Origin of the sequence: Actinosynnema sp. NPDC059335, assembly GCF_042752395.1 — a bacterium.
In the GTDB taxonomy this organism is placed as follows: domain Bacteria; phylum Actinomycetota; class Actinomycetes; order Mycobacteriales; family Pseudonocardiaceae; genus Actinosynnema.
The window spans coordinates 1-24,095 of the sequence record NZ_JBHYXZ010000064.1 but is presented as its reverse complement, the minus strand read 5'-3'; the positions used below and the strand labels follow the sequence as shown (position 1 = coordinate 24,095).

The 24,095-nt window shown below is 74.7% G+C and carries 19 protein-coding genes; 9 read left to right on the top strand and 10 right to left on the bottom strand.

Going from position 1 to position 24,095, the window contains the following annotated elements:
* Positions 1-24 precede the first annotated feature (24 nt).
* The 5 genes from ACFXGA_RS20840 to ACFXGA_RS20820 all read left to right on the top strand — a co-directional run bounded on the left by ACFXGA_RS20840 (position 25) and on the right by ACFXGA_RS20820 (position 5,074).
* Positions 25-765 (top strand): SDR family oxidoreductase, encoded by a 741-nt coding sequence (locus tag ACFXGA_RS20840; RefSeq protein WP_378090256.1) that lies wholly within the window; start codon positions 25-27, stop codon positions 763-765.
* Between the two features lie 391 nt (positions 766-1,156).
* Complete coding sequence (locus ACFXGA_RS20835; RefSeq protein WP_378090254.1) at positions 1,157-1,828, top strand: DJ-1/PfpI family protein; 672 nt, start codon at positions 1,157-1,159, stop codon at positions 1,826-1,828.
* Between the two features lie 84 nt (positions 1,829-1,912).
* On the top strand, positions 1,913-3,106 hold the full coding sequence (locus ACFXGA_RS20830) for an ATP-grasp domain-containing protein (protein WP_378090252.1): 1,194 nt from the start codon (positions 1,913-1,915) through the stop codon (positions 3,104-3,106).
* Positions 3,107-3,228: 122 nt separating this feature from the next.
* Positions 3,229-3,696, top strand: a complete 468-nt coding sequence (locus ACFXGA_RS20825) for a sigma factor-like helix-turn-helix DNA-binding protein (protein WP_378090289.1) — start codon at positions 3,229-3,231, stop codon at positions 3,694-3,696.
* Positions 3,697-3,703: 7 nt separating this feature from the next.
* On the top strand, positions 3,704-5,074 hold the full coding sequence (locus ACFXGA_RS20820; RefSeq protein WP_378090250.1) for an MFS transporter: 1,371 nt from the start codon (positions 3,704-3,706) through the stop codon (positions 5,072-5,074).
* Positions 5,075-5,080: 6 nt separating this feature from the next.
* Here the strand turns inward: ACFXGA_RS20820 and ACFXGA_RS20815 are convergent, their stop codons facing one another.
* Positions 5,081-5,980: a serine hydrolase gene (locus ACFXGA_RS20815; RefSeq protein WP_378090248.1), complete on the bottom strand. Its 900-nt coding sequence runs from the start codon at positions 5,978-5,980 to the stop codon at positions 5,081-5,083.
* On the bottom strand, positions 5,977-6,861 hold the full coding sequence (locus ACFXGA_RS20810; RefSeq protein ID WP_378090246.1) for a LysR family transcriptional regulator: 885 nt from the start codon (positions 6,859-6,861) through the stop codon (positions 5,977-5,979). Before ACFXGA_RS20810 ends, ACFXGA_RS20815 begins: the two co-directional genes overlap by 4 nt.
* Before the next feature lie 104 nt (positions 6,862-6,965).
* Here ACFXGA_RS20810 and bla point away from each other — a divergent pair, with 104 nt between their 5' ends.
* Entirely contained in the window at positions 6,966-7,913 is a 948-nt protein-coding gene (bla, locus tag ACFXGA_RS20805; RefSeq protein ID WP_378090288.1) for a class A beta-lactamase, read from the top strand.
* A gap of 159 nt (positions 7,914-8,072) precedes the next feature.
* Here the strand turns inward: bla and ACFXGA_RS20800 are convergent, their stop codons facing one another.
* The gene (locus ACFXGA_RS20800) at positions 8,073-9,125 is read right to left on the bottom strand and encodes a glucose 1-dehydrogenase (RefSeq protein WP_378090244.1); all 1,053 of its coding nucleotides are present in this window, start codon (positions 9,123-9,125) and stop codon (positions 8,073-8,075) included.
* A 156-nt stretch (positions 9,126-9,281) separates the two neighbouring features.
* Between ACFXGA_RS20800 and ACFXGA_RS20795 the strand changes: the two genes are divergently transcribed.
* A complete protein-coding gene (locus ACFXGA_RS20795; protein WP_378090242.1) occupies positions 9,282-11,435 on the top strand; it encodes a glycogen debranching N-terminal domain-containing protein in 2,154 nt (717 codons plus the stop codon).
* Positions 11,432-12,526, top strand: coding sequence for a glycosyltransferase family 4 protein (locus ACFXGA_RS20790; RefSeq protein ID WP_378090286.1), 1,095 nt, complete (start codon positions 11,432-11,434; stop codon positions 12,524-12,526). Before ACFXGA_RS20795 ends, ACFXGA_RS20790 begins: the two co-directional genes overlap by 4 nt.
* A gap of 19 nt (positions 12,527-12,545) precedes the next feature.
* On the opposite strand, the gene ACFXGA_RS20785 is transcribed toward ACFXGA_RS20790, so the two are convergent.
* Positions 12,546-13,595: an alpha/beta fold hydrolase gene (locus ACFXGA_RS20785; protein ID WP_378090240.1), complete on the bottom strand. Its 1,050-nt coding sequence runs from the start codon at positions 13,593-13,595 to the stop codon at positions 12,546-12,548.
* 75 nt (positions 13,596-13,670) lie between these two features.
* Between ACFXGA_RS20785 and ACFXGA_RS20780 the strand changes: the two genes are divergently transcribed.
* Entirely contained in the window at positions 13,671-14,564 is an 894-nt protein-coding gene (locus ACFXGA_RS20780; RefSeq protein WP_378090238.1) for a LysR family transcriptional regulator, read from the top strand.
* A gap of 69 nt (positions 14,565-14,633) precedes the next feature.
* On the opposite strand, the gene ACFXGA_RS20775 is transcribed toward ACFXGA_RS20780, so the two are convergent.
* From ACFXGA_RS20775 to ACFXGA_RS20750, 6 genes are all read right to left on the bottom strand, one after another.
* Positions 14,634-15,005, bottom strand: coding sequence for an STAS domain-containing protein (locus ACFXGA_RS20775; protein WP_378090236.1), 372 nt, complete (start codon positions 15,003-15,005; stop codon positions 14,634-14,636).
* A 79-nt stretch (positions 15,006-15,084) separates the two neighbouring features.
* A complete protein-coding gene (locus tag ACFXGA_RS20770) occupies positions 15,085-15,870 on the bottom strand; it encodes a phytanoyl-CoA dioxygenase family protein (protein WP_378090234.1) in 786 nt (261 codons plus the stop codon).
* Between the two features lie 55 nt (positions 15,871-15,925).
* Positions 15,926-17,119, bottom strand: a complete 1,194-nt coding sequence (locus ACFXGA_RS20765; RefSeq protein ID WP_378090232.1) for an NAD(P)/FAD-dependent oxidoreductase — start codon at positions 17,117-17,119, stop codon at positions 15,926-15,928.
* A 15-nt stretch (positions 17,120-17,134) separates the two neighbouring features.
* On the bottom strand, positions 17,135-18,103 hold the full coding sequence (locus ACFXGA_RS20760; protein ID WP_378090230.1) for a TauD/TfdA family dioxygenase: 969 nt from the start codon (positions 18,101-18,103) through the stop codon (positions 17,135-17,137).
* Entirely contained in the window at positions 18,103-18,312 is a 210-nt protein-coding gene (locus ACFXGA_RS20755; RefSeq protein ID WP_378090228.1) for an MbtH family protein, read from the bottom strand. The genes ACFXGA_RS20760 and ACFXGA_RS20755 overlap by 1 nt, the downstream gene beginning before the upstream one ends.
* A gap of 12 nt (positions 18,313-18,324) precedes the next feature.
* Positions 18,325-24,066 (bottom strand): condensation domain-containing protein, encoded by a 5,742-nt coding sequence (locus ACFXGA_RS20750; protein ID WP_378090226.1) that lies wholly within the window; start codon positions 24,064-24,066, stop codon positions 18,325-18,327.
* Between the last annotated feature and the right edge of the window lie 29 nt (positions 24,067-24,095).

Genomic DNA, 24,095 nt, shown 5'->3' with positions numbered 1-24,095 from the left:
CACGGACAACCGGAAGGAACCCCCATGACCGAGCACACCTCCACCAGGGTCGCCCTCGTCACCGGTGGCAGCGGCGGCATCGGTCGCGCCGTCGCCGACCGGCTGGCCGCCGACGGCTTCGCCGTGGCCGTGCACTACGCCGGAGGCAAGGACAAGGCCGACGCCGTGGTCGCCGACATCGCCGCCCGCGGCGGACAGGCTCTCGCGGTGGGCGGCGACGTCGCCGACGAGCACGACATGAAGGCCGCGTTCGACGCCGTGGAGACCACGTTGGGCGGCATCGACGTGGTCGTGAACACGGCCGGGATCATGGTGCTGGCCCCGATCGCCGATCTGGATCTCGCCGACCTCGACCGCATGCACCGCACCAACATCCGGGGCACGTTCGTGGTGGCGCAGCAAGCCGCCCGCCGCGTCCGCAGAGGTGGCGCGATCGTCAACTTCTCCACCTCCGTCACCCGGACCCAGCTGCCCACCTACGGCGCGTACGTCGCCAGCAAGGCCGCCGTGGAGGGCATGACCCTGATCCTCGCCCGCGAGCTGCGCGGCCGGGACATCACGGTCAACGCGGTCGCGCCCGGCCCCACCGCCACCCCGCTGTTCCTGGAGGGGAAGGACGACGCCGCGATCGCCCACTTCGCCAAGGTCGCCCCGCTGGAGCGCCTCGGGCAGCCGGAGGACATCGCCGCCACCGTCTCCTTCCTCGCCGGCCCGGCCAGGTGGGTCAACGGCCAGGTGCTCTTCGCCAACGGCGGCCTCGCCTGATCACTCCACTGAGGACACCGCACGTCGCCGTGACGTGCCACCCCGCAAGGAGGACCGTCATGAACAACATGATCGACATCACGGGCGCTCCCACCACCGCCACCAGGAGCCACGATCACCTCCGTACCACGTCGCCAACGCCCGTGCCGGGTATGCGCCGACCCGGCGGACGGCGGATCGAAGGCGGTCTCCGACCGCGTCCGCGGCGATGTCGTCACCCGGATGGACCCGACCTACTCGCCTATCGACTTCGTTCCACACTGAAGTTATAGACGTGACAGACGATCACCGGCCCCGGTCGGGCCCGGTGATCGGGGAACCGGATGCCGACTCCGTCCGACCACTGGGTGAATCGGGAACCGGGGAGGTCACCGTGGAACGTCGTACGTTCTTGCGCGCATCGGCTCTGTCGGTCGGCGCGGCCGGCGTGGTCGCGGGTGGGGCGGGGGTCGCGTCCGCCGCGACGCCGGTGCGAGTGCAGGTGTTGCTGTTCGACGGGGTGGAGGAGCAGGACTTCGTCGCACCGGTGGAGGTGCTCGGCCTCGCCGGGCGGATCAGCGGCGGGGCACTGACGACGAGCCTGGTCGGCGTCGGCCGTCCCGGGGCGGTCACCTGCACGTACGGCACGCGGGTCGAGGTTCCGGAGGGCTGGTCGCCGGGCCGGGCCGACGTGCTGGTGGTCCCGGGCGGCGGGTACGCCGACAAGACGGGCCCCGGCGTCAACCGGCTCATCGGGGACCAGGGCTTCCTGCGCCGCCTGGCCGGCGCGGACCTGGTGCGGGTCGGCATCTGCACCGGCACGATGGTGCTGTCCGCCGCGGGCCTCACCAGGGGGCGCAACGCCACCACGCACTCCGGCGCGAAGGCCGACCTGGCCGCGCAGGGAGCGGACGTCGTCAACGCCCGCGTGGTGGACGACGGCGACCTGATCACGGGCGGCGGCATCACCTCCGGTCTCGACGTGGCCCTCTGGCTGGTCGAACGCTTCCTCGGCGCGAAGACCGCCCAGCGGGTCGAGACGGTGTTGGAGTACGAGCGGCGGGGCACGGTCTGGCGAGCCTGACCGATCCCGTCCGGAACGACCCCCCGGTGCGCCGGGCGCCCGGCCCACTGCTGTCCCACCACACCCCGGAAGAAATCCCGTGCCGTGACCATCGTGCTGCTGGAAGCCCTCACCTTCGGCCTGGGTCGGCTCGCGTCCGCCGCCGAGGACGCGGGCCACGACCTCGTGCTGCTCACCGGCGATCGGTCCATCTACACCCACGAGCTGGCCGTGGCGGGCGACCGGGTGCGGGTGGTCGACATCGACACCACGGACGTGGCGGCGTGCGAGACCGCCTTGCGCGCCCTCCCGGACGTGGCCGGTCTGATCAGTTCGACGGACACGTGGGCGTTGCCGGGTGCGGAACTCGCGCGCCGCCTCGGCCTGCCGGGACCGTCGGTGGAGGCGGTGCGCGTGCTGCGGGACAAGGGCGAGGTCCGGGCGTTGCTGCACCGGCACGGGCTGAGCCGGGGCGGACCGGTGGACCCGCGGTCGGCGGACACCTTCCCGCTCGTGGTCAAGGACTCGGCCGGCACGTCGTCGCGCGCGGTGTGGCTGGTCCGGGACCGGGGCGAGCTGGCCGACGCGCTCCGGGAAGCCGAACGGACGCCGCTGAAGGGGCGGTTGGTCGCCGAGCCGTACTTCGCCGGTCCGCTCTACAGCGCCGAGACGGTGACGTGGCGGGGGCGCACCCGATTACTGGGCGTGCTGAGCCGGCAGCTGTCCCCCGAGCCCGTGCGGCGGGAGGAGGCCGCCGCGTTCCCGGTGGCGTTCCCCGAGGCCGACTTCGCCGAGTTGGCCGAGTGGATCGGCCGGGTGCTGGCCGTCGCCGGGCACGAGCGGGGCTTCGCCCACACGGAGTTCGTGCTGACCGCCGACGGTCCGGAGGTGGTCGAGATCAACGCGCGGATCGGTGGCGCGCTCGTCGGCGAGGCGTTGTGCCGGTCGTTGGGCACCAACGTCTACCGCTCGATGGTCTCGATGGCGTTGGACCGGGAGCCGGCGCTCCTGACCGAGCCGGTGCGGCCCGGCCTCGGGGTGGCGTTCGTGCTCTCCTACCCGGCCGAAGCCGGGGTGCTCAAGGGGTGGTCGGGGCTGGACCGGCTGGCGGGTCTGCCCGGCGCGCCCGAGTGGTACCCGACCGCGAGCCCCGGTGACCGGATCGAGCACCTGACCGATCAGCGCTCGTGCACCGGGATCGTGCTCGCCGAGGCCGCGACGGCGGAGTTGGCCCTGCACCGGGCGCTGGCGGCGGCGAACGCCGTCGCACCGCTGATGTCCACATCGGACCTGTCTTGAGGAGGGAGGTGGTCCCGACCGGGGTGCGGTCGGGGGCCGGGGTCGGTGCCGTGCGGCGCTGTGCGGTCGGGCCATTCGGCGCACGAGTTTCCCGCCGCACGTCGTTACGATTCAGAGTCGTGATGCTCCCCAACGTGACGAACCCCGACGACGAGGTCACGCGCTGGGCGTTGCGGGCACGGTCCGGTGACCGGGACGCGCTGGAGCGGTTCGTGCGGGCGACCCAGCGGCAGGTGTGGGAACTCGGCGCGCACCTGGCCGACGTGCGGTCGGCCGACGACCTCGCCCGCGAGACCTACGCGCGGGCCGTGGCGGGTCTGCGCCGGTTCTCCGGGCGGACGCCAGCGCGCACGTGGCTCCTGGCCATCGCCCGCCGGGTCGTGCTGGACCGCCGGGGCGAGCCGGTCTCGGACCGGCACGAAGCCCTCGTGCTCACGCAGGTCCTGGGCCTGTCCTACGCCGAGGCGGCCGAGGTCGTCGGGTGCGTGGTCGAGGAGGTCCGGTCCCGGGTCGCGCGGGCCAGAGCGGACCTGGTGCGTGCCGCCCGCGAGTCCGGCACCCGCGAGTCCGGCACCACCGAGGTCGGCTGAGCCACGCGTGGGCGAGGACGTCGCACGACCGGCCGCGCCGTCAGCGCGGTTGTTCCGCGACGTGTCGTTCCTGCGGCTGTGGGCGGGTGCGACGCTGTCCGGCCTGGCGACGTGGGCACTGCCGTTCGTACTCGGGTTCGCCGTGCTGGAACGGTCGCTGTCGGCGGTGGGGCTGGGTGTCGTGCTGGCCGCGCGGACCGTCGGCTTCCTCGTGGCGGTGCCGGTCGCGGGGGTGCTGGCGGATCGGCACTCCCGGCGGCGGGTGGTGCTGTGGTCCGGTGCGGTGGCCGGGCTGGGCACCCCGGTGATCGCGTTGGGGTTGGGGCGTTCGGTGGCGCTGATGGCCGTGGCGGCTGCCGTGGTCGGGGCCGGGCAGGGCGCGTGCCGGCCCGCGTTCCAGGCGCTGACGGCGGAGGTCGTGGCCGAGGGCCTGCGGCGGCGGGCGAACGCGGCGATGACGTTGGCGGTCCGGGTGACGTCGCTGGTCGCGCCGAGCGTGACCGCGCTGCTGGCGGTGGTCGTCGGCACGCCGGCGCTGGTGGTCGCGACCGGCGTGCTGTGGTGGGGCGCGGCCCTGATCCCGCCGGCCGGGGCGCGGGGCGTGGTCCGCACCGCCCCCGACGGCTCGGGCGTCGCCACGCGCACGTCCGCACCCGGCCCGAGAGCGGGGAGCGGGCTCGTCGCGGCCGTGTCCTCGGGCCGCGGTGGGCAGGTGACCCGAAGGCGGCCCGCGACCGGCCTGCGGGTCGGCTCCGCGACCCGTTTCCTGGCCGCGTTCGGGACCGACTTCCTGGACGGGATCCGGGAGGCGCGGCGGCACCCGTGGTTCGTGGCGGGGCTGGCGGCGTTGACGGCGGTCATCGCCACCGGGTACTCCACGACGAGCGTCGTGCTGCCGCTGGTGAGCCGTGACCGTTACGGCACGGCGGCCGTGCTCGCGGCGGCGACGACCGCGTTCACGGTCGGCGCGCTCGGCGGCGCGGTCGTCGCCGCCCGCCGCGGTCGGCGCGCGCAGGGGTGGACGGCGCTGGCGGGTCTGGCGTGCTACGGGTTCGTGCCGCTGAGCCTGCTGCTGCCGGTGCACGCGGTGGTGGTCGTCGCCGCGTACGCGGTGGCGGGCGCGGGGATCGAGCTGTTCAACGTGCCGTGGTTCACGGCGACCCAGCGCGAGGTCGAGCCCGCGATGCTGGCCAGGGTGTCGTCGTTGGACTTCCTGCTGTCGTACGGCCTGGCTCCGGTCGGGTTGGCGTTGATCGCGCCGGCGATCGACGGGTTCGGCGCGTCCGCCGTGCTCGCGGTGTGCGCGGTGGTCTGCTTCGCCGCGCCGGCCGTGGCGGCGCTGGCGCCGTCCGCGCGTGACTTCCGGGTCGGCCGGTGAACCCGGTCACCGCATCCGCAGCCGGTCGCGCAGGGTGCGGGCGACGTGGGCCATCAGCGCCTCCGCGCCGGGCTGCACGACGGCGGGCACGCGGGACTCGGTGAGGGCGGCGACGGCGAACGCCTGCCCGTCGGCGTGCTCGACCACCCCGACCTCGTGGCGGAGGTTGAGCAGCGTGCCGGTCTTGGACGACCAGCGGGACGCGTCGGAGCTGAAGTCGGGCGCGAGCCGGTGCCGCACCACGTTCTCGCCCATCAGCTCCCGGACCCGCGCGGCGACGGCGGGGTGGATCGTCGTCGGCCGCCACAGGCCGTGCAGCAGGTCCGCGAACGCCCGCGCGGACCCGGAGTTGGCTCGGCTGATGTCCAGCTGCGTCACCGGGTGGCCGCGGCCCGCGGTCCCCGCCGCGATGGCCAGCGAGTGGGCCAGGTGGCCCTCGGCCGGGGTGAACCGCTCGGCCGGCGTGTCGACGAGGTCGCGCATGAGGTGGCGGACCGTGATGCCGTCGTGGCCGAGCCGGCGCAGCTCGGCGGTGACGGCGGCGGGCGGGGTGAGGGCGAACAGGGCGTCGGCGGCGGTGCTGTCGCTGATCGCGGTGCTCAGGTAGAGCAGGTCCTCCACCGCGATGGTGGCGGGGTGGCGGAACTTGGGCAGGCCGATCGGCCCCGCCGTGGTGAGGCGGCCGGGCGACACCTCGATCGGGGTGGCCGCGTCGAGTTCGCCCCGCCGCACGCGTTCCAGCGTCGCGATCGCGAGCGGCACCTTGACCAGCGACGCGACCGGGTACTCCACGTCGGCGTCCAGGTCGAGCTCCTCGCCGGTGTCGAGGTCGCGCACCAGGAACGATCCGCGCAGACCTGCCTCCTCCAGCGCTTCGCGCGCCTCGCGCAGCACCCTGGTCGTCACGCCGCGCCCGCCGGGACGCCCAGGCACCGGCCGATCGCGGCGTGCGGCAGGTCGCGCACCCGTTCGGCGTCCTCGCGCACGCCGGCCGCGATGTCGTAGCCGCGGGCCAGGTCCAGCTCGCCCACCGGTCGCCAGTGCAGGCCGAGGTCGTCCGCCTGGCCGGGTGAGCAGAGCAGGAGGTCGGAGGAGCCGAGCACGTCGGCCGCGGCGGCGACGAGCGAGGACGACACGGCGACCTGGGACGGTTGCAGGCCCACGGCGTCGCGAAGGCGGGTGACGCGGTCGCGCACGTGCGGGACGTCGTCCTCCGGTTGGAGCCAGACGCGGCGGCGACGCGCGGTCCGTTCCGCACGTCCCGCGCGCAGGGTCTCCACGTAGAGGGACGCCGCACCGGGATCGTCCCGACCGGCGAGCCCCAGCGGCACCCGCCAGGAGCCCTCGTCGGGCGGCACGGCGACCAGCGCCGCCCGCACGTCCTGGGCGCGCACCAGGTCCGCGCGCTCGCCGGGCCCAGCGGGGTGCGGGTCGAGGTCCAGGTCGTGGCGGCGGGCGTCGGCGACCAGCCGGGCCAGCGGGCGCGGTGCGCAGACCGCGGGCACGGCCAGTCGGAACGGCCGCAGCCTGGCGCGTTCGGCGTCGTGCGCCATCGCCTCGGCGAGGTCGACCAGCCGCCGCGCCGACGGCAGCATCTCCCGGCCGAACGGCGTCAGCGTCACGCTGCGCGAGGTGCGGGTGAACAGCCTGGCCCCGAAGTGCTCCTCCAACGCCGCGACGCGCCTGCTGGCGACGGATTGCGGTATCCGCGCCGCGGCGGCCCCGACCGTGAAGCTGCCGTGCCCGCTGACGGCCACGAACGCCTTGCACGCTTCGACCAGGTCCACGGGCGGCGATTCTATGCGGGATCGGCATGGATGACGGCGTTCCCGTCTTGGACGGCATCGCGACCGGCTGTCAACCTGGGCGACAGGACCGACGGGAGGGGAAGATCTTGACGTCACACCGGTCGATCAGCCGCCGCGCGTTGCTGGGAGCGGCGGCACTGCTGCCCCTGACGGGCTGCGCCTCGGAGCCGGCACCGTCCGCGCGCTCCCCCGAATCCGCTCCCCCGACGACTCCCACGACTCCGACGACGACCTCTGCCGCGGTGAAGCGGCACGAGGCGCTGGTGGAGCTGGAGCGGAAGTACGACGCACGGCTCGGGTTGTACGCGGTGGCCACGGGCACCGGCGCGACGATCGCGCACCGTGCCGACGAGCGGTTCGCGTTCTGCTCGACGTTCAAGGGGCTCGCGGCGGCAGCGGTGCTGCACCGCAATCCCCTGTCCTACCTGGACACGGTCGTCACCTACGCCGAGGGCGACCTGATGAAGAGTTCCGTGATCACCCGGCAGCACGTGGGCACGGGCATGACGATCCGCCAGGTGTGCGACGCGGCGGTGCGCCACAGCGACGGCACGGCGGGCAACCTGCTGCTCCGCGAACTCGGCGGTCCGGAGGGGCTGACGGCGTACACGCGCACGCTCGGAGACACCGTCACGAGGGCGGACCGGGTCGAGCCGCACCTCACCTCGGCCGTCCCCGACGACCCCCGCGACACGACCTCGCCCCGGGCGATCGGCTCGGACTACCGGCGGATCGTGCTCGGGGACGCGTTGCCGCCGGAGAAGCGCGACTTCCTGCGCGACCTGCTGGAGCGCAACGCCACCCAGGCCGGCACGCGACGGGTCCGGGCCGGTGTCCCGCAGGGGTGGAGGGTGGCCGACAAGACCGGGACCGGCGACTACGGCACGGTCAACGACATCGCGGTGGTGTGGCCGCCGGACGCCGCGCCGCTGGTGATCGCGGCCATGTCCAGCAAGGCCACCGCGGACGCCGGTTACGACCAGGCGCTGCTCGCCGAAGCCGCCGCCTACGCCGTGGCGACCCTCGCCTGAGCCACGCCACGCCGGATGGCGTCCACAGCGGGCCACCGCCACGCCGCACGGCCCGCGCGTCGGCCACCGGCCAAGCCGGGCAACTCTGCGCCCGCCACCGGCCAAGCCGGGCGATCCCGGGCGACAGCCGACCAACGCCGCGGCACCACTCGTCCGAGGTCACCCGGCCATCGTGATGGCGACCTTGACGTCGTCCGGCCGGGGCGCGAACGCGTCGGCGAACCGCTCCAGCGGCACGCGGCGGGTGATCAGGCCGTCGAGCCAGTCCGGGTCGGCCTTCGCCAGGGCGTCGGCGGCCTGCCGGTAGTGGCGCAGGTTGGCGTTCACCGAGCCGACCACCACGTCGTTCTCCAGCACCATCGCCCGGTTCGCGCCGGCGACGTCGACCTCCACGGCCAGGTCGCCCGAGGAGAGGCCGGTCAGGCAGACGACGCCGAACGGCGCGGTGTGGCGGATCGCGCCGAAGACGACGCTGCCCACGCCGGTCGCCTCGATCACCACGTCGGGCCGCAGCTCGGCCGCTACCTCCTCGGCGTCGCGGTGGTGGTAGGTCGCGCCCAGCCGCCGCGCCAGCAGCGGTTTGGGGCCTCCGTCCACCCGGTCGAGCACGTGCACGTCCAAGCCCTGCTGCGCGCCCATCATCGCGGCCAGCAGCCCGATCGGCCCGGCGCCGGTCACCAGCACGCGTTCCGGCTCGTACCACGCGCGCTCCCCGATCCGGCGGACCTGCTCCCACGCCTTGGCGACCACGGAGGCCGGTTCCAGCAGCACGCCGACCCGTTCCAACCGGGGGTCCAGCGCCACCGCGTAGGCGGCCTCCACGCACCACAGCTCGGCCGCGTACCCGTCCAGCTCCTTGATGCCGCGCTCGGTGTACCGGCCGTTGCGGCAGTTGTCGAACTCGCCGTGCGCGCACGCGCCGCAGGGCACCGGATCGGGTCGGCGCACGACCCCCACCACGAGGTCTCCCGGGGAGAAACCACTCGGCCCGGGGGCGGATTTCACCCGGCCGAGCGATTCGTGGCCCAGTACCAGCCGATCCCGTCCGGGCGGCGCCCAGCCGTACTCGCCGTCGGCGATCTCCTTGTCGGTGCCGCACACGCCGACGGCCAGCCCTTCCACGAGCAGCTCGCCCTCCCGGGGCTCGGGCTCGGGCAGGTCGGCGACCCGCAGCGAACCGGTTTTCCCGGGGTCGAGCGTGAGAGCGCGCATGGCCGGGGACTACCCGTGTCCACAAGGGACATGCACGCCGTGGGCCGCCGCGAGGCCGACGTCCCCCGGTGGGATGGGTGTTGTTTGCCGACCGGGGCCGGTGGCACCCGTGGTGGACCCGAACGGCGGCAGCGACACCCGGCGGAGGAGGCCGCGATGACCGAGGGTGGTTGGGCCTACGACGGCGCGCCCGTCGCGTTGTCGCCCGAAACCGTGACCCTGGTCCACGGAACGTCGTTCTGCGTCTGCGGCAGTGACGGCAACATCGACGGGGCCGCCGCGCAGGGCGTGTTCTTCCAGGACACCAGGATCGTGTCCGGGTGGTCGCTGCGGGTGGACGGCGGGAGCGTCGAGCACATCACCACCGTCACCCGCGACCCGTTCCGGATGACGTTCGTCGGGCGCGGCCGGTCCCGGTCCCACGACGCCGAGAGCACCCTGCTCGTGCGCCGCGAGCGGTACGTGGGCGAGGGCATGCGCGAGGACATCACGCTGCGCAACTTCGGCCGGGAGGCCGTCGCGCACGTCGTCACGGTGCACGTCGAGGCGGACTTCGCCGACCTGTTCGAGGTCAAGGAGGGCCGGGTCCGCCAGCGCGGGCGGCAGGAGTGCGACGTGGAGCCGGAGGAGTTGCGCATCACCCGGTGGTGGGACGGCCGGAACCAGGGCGTGCGGGTCCGGGCCGACGGCGCGGACTACTCGCCGTGCGCGCTCACGTTCCGGATCGTTATCCCGCCGAAGGAAGCGTGGTCGACCCGCGTGACGGTGGAGCCGGTGCGGGACGGCCACGCGACCGAGTCGATGTTCCCGCGCGAGCGCCCGATCGAGGAGTCCGTGCCGGTGGTGCGCGCCCGCCGGTGGCGCCGGGAGGCCCCGGTGCTGAGGTACACGGGCAAGCCGTCGCTGGCCGCGACGCTCCAGCGCAGCCGGCAGGACCTGGGGGCGCTGCGGATCTTCGACCCGGACCGGCCGTCCGACACCGCGGTGGCGGCCGGCGCGCCCTGGTTCATGACCTTGTTCGGCCGCGACTCCATCCTGGCCTCGCTGATGTCGCTGCCCATCGACCCGAACCTGGCGCTCGGCACGGTCCGGACGCTGGCCCACCACCAGGGCACGCGGGTCGACCCGGACAGCGAGGAGGAGCCGGGGCGGATCCTGCACGAGATGCGGTTCGGCCCGGACGCGTCGCTGGCGCTGGGCGGCGGCAACGTCTACTACGGCACCGCGGACGCCACCCCGTTGTTCGTGGTGCTGCTGGGCGAGTTGACGCGGTGGGGCATCGACCGCGACCAGGTGGCGGCGATGATCCCGCACGTCGACCGCGCGCTGGCGTGGATCGACGAGTACGGCGACCGGGACGGCGACGGGTTCGTGGAGTACCGGCGGGCGACCCCGCGCGGCCTGGTCAACCAGGGCTGGAAGGACTCGTGGGACGGGGTGAACTTCGCCGACGGCCGGATCGCGGAGGGCCCGATCGCGTTGTGCGAGGTGCAGGGGTACGTGCACGCCGCCTACCTGGCGCGGTCGTGCCTGTGCGAGGACTTCGGGGACCGCGAGGGCGCGCGGTACTGGCGTGAGCGCGCGGCGCGGCTCAAGGCGCGGTTCGACGAGAGCTTCTGGCTGCCCGACCGCGGCCACTACGCGATCGCCCTGGACGGCGACAAGAGGCCGGTGGACGCGCTCACCTCGAACATCGGCCACTGCCTGTGGAGCGGCATCGTGGCCGACGACAAGGCGGAACGGGTCGCGGACGCGTTGCTGGGTCCCGACATGTTCACCGGGTGGGGCGTGCGGACGCTGTCCTCGGCCATGGGCGCGTACAACCCGATGAGCTACCACAACGGGTCGGTGTGGCCGCACGACAACGCGCTCGTCGTGCACGGGCTCATGCGGTACGGGTTCGTGGAGCACGCGCGGCGGGTCGCCACCGCGGTCCTGGACGCGGCCGAGGCGTTCGGCGGCCGGCTGCCCGAGTTGCTGTGCGGGTTCGACCGGGCCGAGTACCCGGACCCGATCCCCTACCCCACGTCGTGCTCGCCGCAGGCGTGGGCGTCGGCCACGCCGGTGCACCTGCTGCGCGTGCTGCTGCGGATCGAGCCGTACGCGCCGCACCGCAAGGTGTGGTTGGCGCCGGTGCTGCCCGAGGCGTTCGAGCCGCTCGCCCTCGACGGCGTGCCGATGATGGGCGTCCGGGTGTCGTTGGAGATCGACGGGGACGACGTGCGGATCACCGGTCTGCCCGACGACGTCGAGCTGATCCGGGCCCCGGTCGCGCCGCACCCCGAGCTGAACGGAGGTCGATGGCGGTGAAACCGTTGCGCATCGCGATGATCGCACCGCCGTGGTTCGAGTTGCCGCCGGCGGGTTACGGCGGCATCGAGGCCATGTGCGCCGACCTGGTGGACCGGTTGGTGGCGCGGGGCAACCACGTGGTCCTCGTCGGCGTGGGCCGCAACGGCACGGCGGCCGACTTCCGGACGACGGCGGTCCCGCCCGAGCCGGAGCGGATGGGCGAGAGCCTGCCGGAGGTCGTGCACGCGACCGCGTTGCCCGCGATCCTGGCCGAGCTGGACGTGGACGTGGTGCACGACCACAGCCTGGCGGGACCGCTGCTGGCCCGCGGCCGCCCGGAGCCGACCGTGGTGACGGCGCACCGGCCGGTGACCGGTGAGACGGGTCGTTACTACCGGAACCTCAACGGCAGCGTGCGGCTGGTGGCCGTGTCGGACGCGCAGCGCGCGCAGGCGGCCGACCTGGACTGGGCCGGCACCGTGCACAACGCGGTCCCCGTCGACCGGTTCCCGTTCCGGCGGGAGAAGGAGGACTTCGCGTTGTTCCTGGGGCGGGCCGCGCCGTACAAGGGGATCCCGGAGGCGATCCTCGCCGCGCGCGCGGCCGGGGTGCGGCTGCGGATCGCGGCGAAGTGCCGTGAGCCGGAGGAGCACGACTACTTCCACCGGGAGGTCGAGCCGCTGCTCGGCCCGGACGTCGAGTGGCTCGGCGAGGTCGACCGGGACGGGAAGCTGGAGCTGCTGACGGCCGCCCGGTGCCTGCTGTTCCCGATCCGGTGGGACGAGCCGTTCGGCCTGGTGATGGTGGAGGCCATGGCGTGCGGCACGCCGGTCGTGGCGTCGCGGCGCGGGTCCGTGCCGGAGGTGGTCGCGCACGGCGAGACCGGGTTCGTGTGCGACGACGACGCGGCGATGGTCGACGCCCTGCGCCGGGTGGAGGAGCTGTCGCCCGACCGGTGCCGCGCCGAGGCGTCGGGCCGGTTCGACGTCGAGCTGATGGCGGCCCGGTACGAGAACGTCTACTACGAGGTGGTCGCCGAGGCGCGGGAGGTGGCCGTCAGCCTGCCCGCCGCACGGCACGCGTGGCTCGCGTCCGAACGCGGAGCCTGACCCACTCCCCGCGTTCGACTCACGAGAGCCAGGTGGTCAGTTCGCGGAGCAGTCGGTCGCGGCCGTGGGCGGGGCGGTCGAGGTGGGCCCAGTGGGTCGCGCCGGCCAGGCGGACCGCCCGCACGTCCTGCGCCCGGCCCAGGTCCGCGACCAGCGTCGGCACGTCCTCCGCACGTGACCAGAAGTCGTGCTCGGCCCGCACGACCAGGGTCCGGGCGGTGATCCGGCGCGCGTCCCACAGCCGTTCGCCGATCGCGAGCCGGAAGCTGTCCTCCAGCGCGCCGGTCGGCGCGCGGAAGCCCGGCGGCTCGCGGTCGGCCGAGGTCGGGTCGCTCGCCAGCGCGTGTTCGACGTACGCCGCCGCCACGCGGGGGTCGCGCCACCGGTCCTTGTCGTCCCACGGGATGCTCGCGTCCCAGCCGGCGAGCAGGCCCGGCCCGGTCGCGATCCGGTACGCGCCGTGCCGCGCGTCGTCGAAGTGGCCCGGCCGGTCCGGGTCTTCGAGGTCCGAGCCGCGCCCCAGGGTCGGGTGGCCGTCGACCGCGCCGTAGAGGCTGTTGTAGAGGACCAGGTGCTCGACCCGGTCCGGGTGCTCGCTCGCGTACCAGCCCGCCCAGTGCCCGCCGGTCGCCCAGCCGACGAGGTCGACGCGGTCGTGGCGGGTCGTCGCGCGCAGCCGGTCGACCACCGACGCGATGTCCCGCACCACCTCGTCGCCGGTGACGGCGGGCGGGTTGGCGGACGGCGGCGCGTCGAGCGCGGGCGGCCGGTCGGACCCGCCGTAGCCCCGCGCGTCGAGGACGAACACCCGGAAGCCCCGGCGCGCGAGGTCCGCCGCCAGCGAGCCGCCCGGCACGGGCAGGTCGAACGACGCGACGCCGGGCACGCGCGCGCCGTGCAGGAGCAGGACCGGCCGGCCGCGTGCGCCCCGGTCGAGCCGCACCTCCCGGACGGCGAGGTCGCCCGCCTCGCCGCGCACCTTCCAGTCCTTGCGCACCACCTGCCCGGAAGGCGGCGGCGCGTGGGTGACCGACGCGGCCAGGGCGAGCGTGAGGATCGTCTTCAGCATGTGGCCAGGGTGCCGCCGGACGGGCCGCCTGATCTGATTGTGCACTGGATCAGCGGCCATTGATTCGGGACGGACATGGAACTCAAGCACCTGCGCGCGGCCGTCGCGGTCGCCGACCACCTGCACTTCGGCCGGGCCGCCGCCGCGCTGGGCGTCGGGCAGCCGCAGTTGAGCCAGGCCCTGAAGGCGTTGGAGGCCGAACTGGGGGTGGTGCTGTTCGACCGCGACACCCGCAACGTGCGGATCACGGGGGCGGGCGAGGCGTTCGTCGCGGACGCGCGGACCGCGTTGTCCACGGTGGACGCCGCGACGCGCCGGGCGCGGGCGGCGGGCCGGGGCGAGGAGGGTTCGCTGGCGATCGGCATGGTGGGCTCGTCGGTGCTGCACCCGTTGCCGACGATCATCCGGGCGTTCCGGGCGCGGTACCCGGCGGTCGCCCTGTCGTTCACCGTGCTGCCGACGATGTCGCAGGTGGAGCGGTTGCGCACGGCGGAGCTGGACGTCGGCCTGCTGCGCCCGCCGCTGCCCGGTCCGGCCGACGACCTGGAGCTGGTGCCGGTGTCGCGGGAGCCGCTGGTGGCGGTGGTGCCGAACGACCACCGGCTGGCCGGTCGGCGGCGGGTGGACGTGCGCTCCCTGGCCGGCGAGCCGTTCGTGCTGTTCCCGCGCCACCTCGGGCCGGGCCTGCACGACGAGATCACGGCCCTGTGCCGGCGCGGCGGCTTCACCCCGCGGGTGGCGCAGGAGGCGGTGCAGATGCCGACCATCGTCGGGCTGGTCGCGGCCGGGTGCGGGGTGAGCATCGTGCCCGGCTCGTCGGCCGCGCAGCCCCGGCCGGACGTCGCGTTCCTGGCGTTGCGGCCGGCGGTCCGGCTGGTGGACCTGGCGATCGCGCTGCCGGTGCGGGGCCGTTCCCCGGCCGCGGCCAACTTCACCGCCCTCGCCCGAGACCTGACGCGGGCGCGCTGACGGTGGCGCGCTGACGGTGGCCGGACCGGACCGGGTCCGGCCACCCGGTCCGGCCCCCGGTCCGGCTGCCTAGGAGGCGTCGGCCTCGACGGCGGCGAGCGCGTCCTCCAGCGCGTCGTGCAACGGCAGCAGCTTGTCCAGCGCGACCAGCTCCAGCGAGCGGCGGACCTGGCGGCTCGCCACGACGTGGACGGGGCGGCGGCCCAGCTCGGCGTTGTGGGTGCGGATGTGGCCGAGGGCGGCGATGCCCGACGAGGCGAAGAACGAGACGCCGGAGAAGTCGAGCACCAGGCCGGTCGTCCCGGCGTCGAGCAGCTCCAGGCAGTGTTCGCGCAGGGTGTCGCTGTTGGACATGTCGATGTCCCCGGTCACGCGGACGACCACGGCCTTGCCGTGCGGTTCTGTGGTGAGCCCGGGTGTGGGCGAGTCGGCATGAGTCACGGCGACATGATGACCCACGACCCGCGTGGGCACAGCCGCTGGTCGGCCGCAACACCGCGGTCCACATCGGACCGCGGGCTCACCGCCCGACCGGGGTCGTGTCGCGGTCCACCAGAAACTCCGGCCTGGTCACGTGGCGTGGCGTGTTGCGGACGGAGTTGTACGTGACGAACACCACGGTCCGCCGGTCCTCGGACCGGTTGTCCGAGGACGAGTGCACGACGTTCGGGTGGAACGCCGAGATCGTCCCGGCCGGTCCCAGCAGGCGCGCCGGGGCGTGGTGGCGGGCCAGGTCGGCCGCCAGCTCCCCCGGCACGCCGTGCGTGAGGTCGGCCGACACGTGCCCGCGCCAGTCGCCGCCCGCCACCGGCTCCGCCGCGCCGGCCGGCCGCACGACGCCGAGCCGGTGCGACCCGGACAGCACGGTCAGCGGGCCGTTGCCCTCGTGCACGTCGTCCAGGTTGATCGCGACGTTGACCGCGTCCGGCGCGGGCATGCCGTCCTCGACGGACCAGAACGCGAAGTCCTGGTGCCACGGCCACTGCCGCCCGACCTGCGGGTTCTTCACGTTGATCTTGAACTGGTAGACGTAGACGCGCTCACCGACCAGCGCCTCGGCCAGGTCCACGAGCCGCGGGTGGCGGACCAGCGCCGCGCACACGTCGTCGAACCGGTGGCAGCCGTGCAGGGCCCGGACCGCGCGGCCGTCCTCCTCGTGCACCACCTCGTCGCGGACCATCGCGCTGATGCGGTCCACCGACGCGCGCAGGTCGCGCACGGTGTCCTCGCCGATACCCTCGTCCAGGACGACCCACCCGTCGCGGTGGTAGCGCGTGCCGATGACGTCCGGTTCCGTCGCGGTCATCCGTTCCTCCCCTGTTTCCCGATTCCGGTCGCCCGGCCCCCGTGCCGGGAGCGGTTCAGCCGTCCCGCGCGGCCCCGGCCAGCAGGTCCGGCGAGTACAGCTCCCCGACCGGGAGCACGCCGGACACGACCGAGAAGTAGCCCTCCACCAGGCGCGGGTCGCGTTCGATGAACCGCAGCAGCCTGATCCGCTCGTCCTGCACGTCGAGGCGGGCGACGGACAGGGTGTTGCGGTAGGACTCCAACACCTGGTCGCGGCGCTCGACGTCGTAGGCGGCGAGGGCGTCCCGCAGCGCCGTCGGGTCGTCCAGGTGCGGCACGACCCGTGCGGCGAACAGGTCCGCCTGCCGGAACGCGTCGGTGATGCCCCGCGCGGTGATGGAGTCCTTGTGGTGCCAGGCGTCGCCGAGCAGCACCCAGCCCGGCCCGTGGCCTTGGCGGACGAAGTTGCGCTGGTCGCCGACGGCGTAGAGCTTGCCGAACCGGTCGTCGTCGGCGGTCGCGTCGCGCAGCGCGGGCACCAGCCGGGCGACGTTCTCGGCGTAGGTCCGGCGCGCGTCGCGGCGGACGGCTTCGAACTCGGCCTGCGGGAAGTACACCGACACCACCGACAGGCCGTCGTCGGTCGGCACCGTCCCGGCGAACCGGCCGGCCGCCTCGAACAGCTCGAACCGCGGGGGCAGGCCCCGCCAGTACGCGTAGTAGACGCAGGTCAGCGTGGGGTCCTCGACCACCGTCGGCGCGCCGGTGAAGCGCGCGACCGCGGACCGCATGCCGTCCGCGCCGACAACGAGCCGGCCACGCGCCTCGTGCACCCGGCCGTCGGCCGTCCGGTACCGCACGCCGAGCACGCCGTCGTCGTCGGACAGCAGGGCGACGGCGGTGGCCTGGTCTCGGAACTCCGCGCCGGCCGCGACCGCGGCGTCGGCCAGGGCCGCGTCGAGCACGGTGCGGCGGGGCGCGTACGCGGCCTGCTGCCCGTCGCTCGGTCGTGACGCGCCACGCAGGTGCACGTCGGCGACGTGGTAGCCGCTCTCCACGATCGGCGGGCAGCCGCCGGCCAGCGCCGCGTCCAGGACGCCCCACCGGGCGAGGAGCGCGACGCCGGGCTGGTGCACGAGGTGCGTGGACACGGTGTCGGCGGGCATCCGGGCGCGGTCGAGCACCAGGACGCGGCGTCCGGCGCGGGCGGCGAGCAGCGCGGTCGACGCGCCCGCGCAGCGCCCGCCGATCACGATGAGGTCGTACACGGAAGACCCTCCCCCTCAGGCGGACAGCACGTACCCGTCGCGCGGGCGCGCGACTCGGGACCGCCGCAGGTCGGCGACGGCGAAGGTGCGTTGCAGCCACCGGTCGCGGCCGTCGTAGCGGGGCCGGAACGCGGTGCGCCCGTGCACGGCGACGCGGTTGTCCACGACGGCCAGGTCACCGGCCAGCAACCGCAGGTCGCGGGCGGTGGACGCGAGGGCGTCCGCCAGCTCGCCCAGGGCGTCGCGGCCCGACGCGGTCAGGCCGGTGGTGGCGGCGAAGTCCACCCTCAGGTCGGGGTCGGCGGGATCCCCGGTCAGCACGGCATGCCGCCGCGCCGCGCCGCCCGCGCCGAACGACGGCGGCGGCGCGGTGTGGAAGTCGGGCCGGGCCAACGCGTCGCGGGCGGCCGCGGACAGGCGCGGCAGCGCCTCCCGGACCGAGGCGACGCGCAGGCACGCGACCCGCTCGTGGTCGGGTCGCACGCACAGCAGCGCGACGAAGTCGGGGCGGTGCTCGTGGAACGCGTTCTCGCTGTGCATCGTCAGCTCGACCGAGCCCGCGTTGCCCTGCACCTCCTCCCGGCCCGGCACCGGCACGACGTCCTGCACGAGCGCCCCGGACTTCTCCGGCGCGAACGCGACCGGGTCGCCGAGCCCGCACGCCGCCATGACCAGGACCGCGGCCGGTGCGCTCGCGTGCCGCTGGACCGAGTCGCCGGCCGACGGCGTGTCCGGCGGCGCGCCCACCGGGAGGCCGCGCACCACCAGCGCCCCGGCCGCGCCGGAGTCGCGGCGGAAGCCGCGGAGCCGACGCCGCAGCCCGGCGGGCAGGTCGTCCCAGGCGTCCCTGGCCCGCGCGACCCACGCCCGGTCGTCCACGGCGGGGCCGCCGGCCGTCACCCGGTCCGCGACCCGCGCCACGTCGCGGGCGTCGGCGTCGGCCAGTCGGAACTCGTGGTCGGCGGCCGCGGCTCCCGCGCCCACTACCGCTCCATCGCTTCGATCAGGCTCTTGGGCCGCATGTCGGTCCAGTGCGTCTCGACGTAGTCCAGGCACGCCTGCTTGTCGGCCTCGCCGAACACGACGGTCCACCCCGCCGGCACCTCGGCGAAGGTGGGCCACAGCGAGTGCTGGCCCTCGTCGTTGACCAGGACGTAGAACGGCCGGTCGTCGCTGTCGAACGGGTTGGACATCGGTGTTTCCCCTCACTGGTTCCGGTCGGTCCGGGACAGGGCGTCGGCGAGGATCGTGCCGATCTCCGCCAGCGGTCCCGGGTTCATCATTTCGTCGTGCGCGCAGGCGATGTCGTGGTTGGTCACGACGCCGTCCACGTGCGGTCGCCACGCCTCGAACGTGGGCAGGCCCTCCGGCCGGTCGCGCACGGCCGTGAAGAACAGCAGGTCGCCGCGGAACACGCCGCGCGTCACCTCCTGCGCGAACGCCCAGTTGTTCAGGTAGACGTCCACGAAGGCGGAGATCCGGTCCCGGTCGACGCCCGCCACGCGGCCGCCGTGCCGCAGGACCAGCTCCTCGACCTCGGCGCGGTCGAGGTCCCCGGTGGTCCCGGCCGGCCGGCCGAGGCTCTCCAGGATGGCGCGCAGCACGTCCTGCTCCGCGGGCCTCGGCTCGGCGGGCGGCTCCCGGTGCGGGTAGTTGTCCAGGATCGCGAGCAGGTCCACCCGCTCGCCCTGCCGCTGCAACTCGACCGCGAGCCGGTGCGCGATCTTGCCGCCAAACGACCAGCCGACCAGCCGGTACGGCCCGGTGGGCTGCACGGACCGCAGGTGCGCCACGTACTCGGCCACCATCTCGTCGGTGTCGGCCGGGAGCGCGGTCGCCTCGGCCAGGCCGCGCGCCTGGATGCCGTAGAGGCGGGCGTGCCGGCCGAGCTTGCCGACCAGGCCCGCGTAGCACCAGCTCAGGCCGCCGCCGGGGTGCACGCAGAACACGATCGGCGCGTCGCCCGCCGGGTGCAGGGGCAGGATCACCCGCAGCCCTTCGTCGTCGGCGGGGTCGTCCTGGTCGAACCGCCTGGCCAGGTCCGCCACGGTGGGGTTGGCGAACAGGTCGCGGACGGACAGCTCGCGGCCGAGCGTCGCGCCGATCCGGGCCACCAGGCGGGTGCCGAGCAGCGAGTAGCCGCCCAGGTCGAAGAACGACTCGTCCACGAGGACCTCGGGCAGGCCCAGGACCTCGGCGAACAGGTCGCACAGGATGCGTTCCCGGGGCGTCCACGGGTGGCGGCGCGCGTCGCCGTCCTGTGTGGTCGGCGCGGGCAGGGCCGACCGGTCGAGCCGGCCGCCCGGTGTCGACGGCAGGTGGTCGAGGGTGACCAGCGCGGTGGGGATCAGCGGGTCCGGGAGGAGGCTCGCGACGTACTGGCGCAGCTCCACCAGCGTCGGCCCGCGGTCCCCGGCCGGCACGACGTAGGCGACGAGGCGTTCGTCGCCCGGTCCGCGCCGGGTGGCGACGGCGGCGTGCGCGACGGCGGGGTGGGAGGCGAGGGCGGACTCGACGCGGGTCGGGTCGAGGCGGAACCCGCGGATCGTCAGCTGGTCCTCGGCCCGGCCGAGGCGGACGAGGGTGCCGTCACGGGTCCACCGGGCGAGTTCGCCGGTGCGGTGCAGGCGGCTGCCGGGCGGGCCGAACGGGTCGGCGACGAGGCGGGTGGCGGTGAGGACGGGGCGGTCGAGGTAGCCGCGGGCGTGGGCGGACGTGTAGAGGTCGCCCACCACGCCGGGTGGGACCGGGGTCAGGGTGTGGTCGAGCACGTAGGCGCGCGCTCGGGGTGTGCGCAGGGATGCGTGGTCCGCGACGAGGCCGTCCGGGGCGTGGAGCGAATCCGTCGTGTAGGCGATCACCGCCGTGTTGTGCGGGGAGAGCGGCGCGAGGCGGTCGGCGTCGGTCAGGTCGGTGTCGGGGTGGTGGATTAGGGTGAGGTCGTCCAGTTCGAGCACGTGCTCGACGTGACCGGGCACCGCGATCGCGCCGGCGGTGGTGGTCAGTGCGAGGAGCGGCTGGGTCTCGTCGAACACGGCCGCGATCCAGTCGACGGGGCGCTCGGGGTCCACGGGCACGTACGCGCCGCCCGCCTTGAGCACCGCCAGGGTTGCGATCGTGCGGTGGTCGGAGGGCGGGAGCACCAGTGCGACCAGCTGTTCCGGTCCGACGCCCAGCTCGACCAGGTGCCGGGCGAGTTGGTTGGCCCGTGCCTCCAGCTCGTGCCCGATCGGGTGAACTTGGATGCGGCCATCAAACGTAACGCCGTTTTGGACGGTGTCGAACGTCGGTTGAAACAACGAGGCCGGCAACCAACCCGTGCCCTCGGGATCGGCGGGAGTGGCGGGAGGTGTGGCAGCCGTGCGGTGGGCGGGGTGGCCGGGACGCGCGGCATGGGCGGGACGCGCGGGCACAGGCGCATGGCTCGCGGGGCGTGCCGGATCGGGACTCGCGGGGCCTGCGGGGCGTGCGGGACCGGGACTCGCGGGGCGTGCGGCGTCTGGCCTTGCGGGGCTCGCGGCGCTTGCGGGGTCGGGGCGTGCGGGGTCAGGGCTTGCGAGGTCAGGGCTTGCGAGGTCGGGGCGTACGGGGTCAGGGCTTGCGAGGTCGGGGCGTACGGGACCATCGGGATAGAGCGGGATGGCCGGATCGGTCGAAGCCGGCCACGAGGCCGCTGCGGGGATCAGGTTCCCGGTCAGGACCTGCTCGCGCTCGGCCGGGTCGAGCACGTCCACGCGGGCGACCGGGGTCGAGAGGTCGGTGGCCATCGCTTCGAGCACCCGGACCAGGCGTCCGAGCACGCGGTGGGCGTCGTCGGCGTCGAAGAGGTCCGGGCGGTAGCCGAGGCGCAGGCGCAGCTCCTCGTGCGGGATCACGAGCAGGCTCATGGGGTAGTGTGTGGCGTCCTGCATCCGCACGTCCACGAAGCGCAGGTCGTGGCCCACGTCCCAGCCGGTGTCGGGGCCGAGCGGGTAGTTCTCGAACACCAGGTCGGTGTCGAACAGCTCGCCCAGGCCGGTGGCCTGTTGGATCTCGGTCAGGCCCAGGTAGTGGTAGGGGGCGAGCGCGGACTGCTGCTTCTGGAGCCGGTCGAGCAGGTCGCCGAGCGGCCGCGTCGGGTCGAGCCGGACGCGGGCGGGGAGGGTGTTGATGAACAGGCCGATCATCGACTCGACGCCGGGCAGGTCGGCGGGGCGGCCGGAGACGGTGATGCCGAGCACCACGTCGTCGCGGCCGGTGAGGCGGCCGAGCACGATGGCCCAGGCGGCTTGGACCAGGGTGTTCATCGTGACGCCGCGGGCGCGGGCCAGGGTGGTCAGGCGGGTGGCGAGATGGTCGGGCAGGACGTGGGCGACTTCCTCGGGGACGACGGGTGGTCGGGCGGGGTCGGGGAGGTCGAGCAGGGTCGGGCCGTCGAGGCCGGCGAGGGCTTCGCGCCAGTGCCGACGCGCCTCGTCGCGGTCCTGGTCGGACACCCACGCGAGGTAGTCGCGGTACGGGGGCACGCGGGGCAGGGCGTGGTCGTCGCCGGCGGTCAGGTAGAGGGCGAACAGCTCCCGCGCGACGAGCGGGCTGGACCAGCCGTCGAGGACCAGGTGGTGGTTGGTGACGACGAACCGGAAGCGGTTGTCGCCCAGGCGGATCAGGGTGAAGCGGATCAGGGGGGCGCGGGCGGTGTCGAAGCGGCGCACGCGGTCGGTGTCGGTCAGCCAGGCCAGTTCGTCGTCGCGGTCGGCGGCGTCCAGGTCGGACAGGTCGTGCTCGTCCCAGAGCGGGTCCACGTCGCGCAGCACCACCTGCACGGGCCGGTCGAGGCCGTCGTGGGCGAACGCGGTGCGCAGGTTGGCGTGCCGCCGCACCAGCGCGCCCGCCGCCGCGCGCAGCGCGCCGACGTCCAACGCGCCTTCGAGGTCCACGTGCAGCTGCACGAGGTACACGTCGAGCCCCTGTTCGTCGTACAGGGCGTGGAAGAGCAGCCCTTCCTGCAACGGGGACAGCGGCAGGACGTCCTCGACCCCGGGCCACTGCCGCTCGATCCGCGTGATCTGGTCCTGGCTCAGCGCCACCAGGGGCAGGTCGGACGGCGTGAAGCCGCCGGCGCCGGGCTCGCGGGCGTGCTCGACCAGGCCGGTCAGGGCGTCGGCCCAGGCGTCGGCCAGCGCGCGGACGTCCGCCTCGGCGAACAGCTCCCCGGGCCACGACCAGCTCGCCCGCAGCACGCCGTCGTGCACGGCGGCGTCGACGGTCAGCGCGTGGGCGGCGGGCAGGTCCGGGGCGGCCGGGGTCACGGTGGCCGCTTCCGGGGCGAGCGACCAGTCGCCGGTGTCCGGCGCGCCCGCGCGGCCGAGGTAGTTGAACGCGACCTCCGGCGTGCCCGATTCGGCCAGCACCCCGGCGGTCGCGGGGTTCAGGTGGCGCAGCAGGCCGAAGCCGAGGCCGTGGTCGGGGAGGGCGCGCACCTGCTCCTTCACGCGTTTCAGCGCCTCGCCGGGGCCGGCGTCGCCGACGTCCAGCCGCACCGGGTGCAGCGTGGTGAACCACCCGACCGTGCGCGACACGTCCAGCCCGAGGTCTTCGCGGCCGTGCCCCTCCAGGTCCACGACCACCGGGCCGGGTCCGCGCCACCGCCGCACGGCGATCGCCAGCCCGGTCAGCAGCACGTCGTCGATCCCCGCGTGGAACAGCGCCGGCACCTCGCCCAGCAGCGCCCCGGTGACCTCGGCCAGCACCTCCACCGACACCGACCGCACCCGGTCCGCGCGGTCCCGGGCCGGGTCCAGCGGACGGGCGGCCAGCGCGGGGCCGGGGTCGCGCAGCACCTCGGTCCACCGCGGCAGCTCGGCGACCCGGGCGTCGGACCGGGACTGCGCGACCAGCTCCTCGGCCCACCGGCGCAACGACGTGCGGACCGGTTCGAGGGGCGCGCCGGCCCGCCACGCGGCGGCCAGGTCGGGCAGCAGGATCCGCCACGACACGCCGTCGACCGCGAGGTGGTGCACGACCAGCAGCACCCGTCCCGAACGGCCGGGGCCGGCGTCGAACCACACGACCTCGACCACCGCGCCCCGGGCCGGTGCCAGCCGGTCCTGCGCGGCGTGCAGTTCCGCCTGCACGGCGGCGGCCACGTCGTCGGTGGCCGGGAGATCCACCCGCCGCACCCGTTCGCGCGCGTCGACCGCGCCGGGCGGTGGCACGACCGGGTCGTGGCCGGGGCGCACGACCAGGCGCAACGCGTCGTGGTGGTCGACCACGGCCTGCACGGCGGCGGTGATGCGGTCCAGGCCCAGGTCGGCCGGCACCCGGAGCAGCACCCACTGGGCGAACCGGTCCGCCGAACCGCCCCGCTCGGCCAGCCACCGCATGATCGGCGTGGCGGGCAGGTCGCCGACGCCGACGTCCGGGGCCTGGTCGGCGTCCGCGTCGAGCGGGACGGCGACGGCGGCGACCGCCTCGACGGTCTTGTGCTCGAACACGGCCCGCGGCGTGATGCCCCACCCCGCCTGACGGGCCCGGCTCACCAACTGGATCGAGATGATGCTGTCGCCGCCGAGGGCGAAGAAGTTGTCCGCCACGCCGACCGCGTCCAGGCCGAGCACCTCGGCGAACAGGCGGGCGAGGGTGCGCTCGGCCGGGGTGCGGGGCGCGCGTCCGGACGCGGCACGGCGGGAGTCGGGCGCGGGCAGCGCCGCCCGGTCCAGCTTGCCGTTCGCGGTGATCGGCACGGCGTCCAGCCGCACGAACGCCGCCGGCACCATGTGGTCGGGCAGGAACCCCGCCGCGAACGAGCGCAGCTCATCGGCCTCGGCCTCGCCGACGACGTACGCGACCAGCCACTTCCCGGCCGGGCCGTCGTCCCGCGCGACGACCGCCACCTGCCGCACGGCGGGGTGCCGCGCCAGCACCGCCTCGACCTCGCCCAACTCGATCCGGAACCCGCGGATCTTCACCTGGTCGTCCGACCGGCCCAGGTACTCCA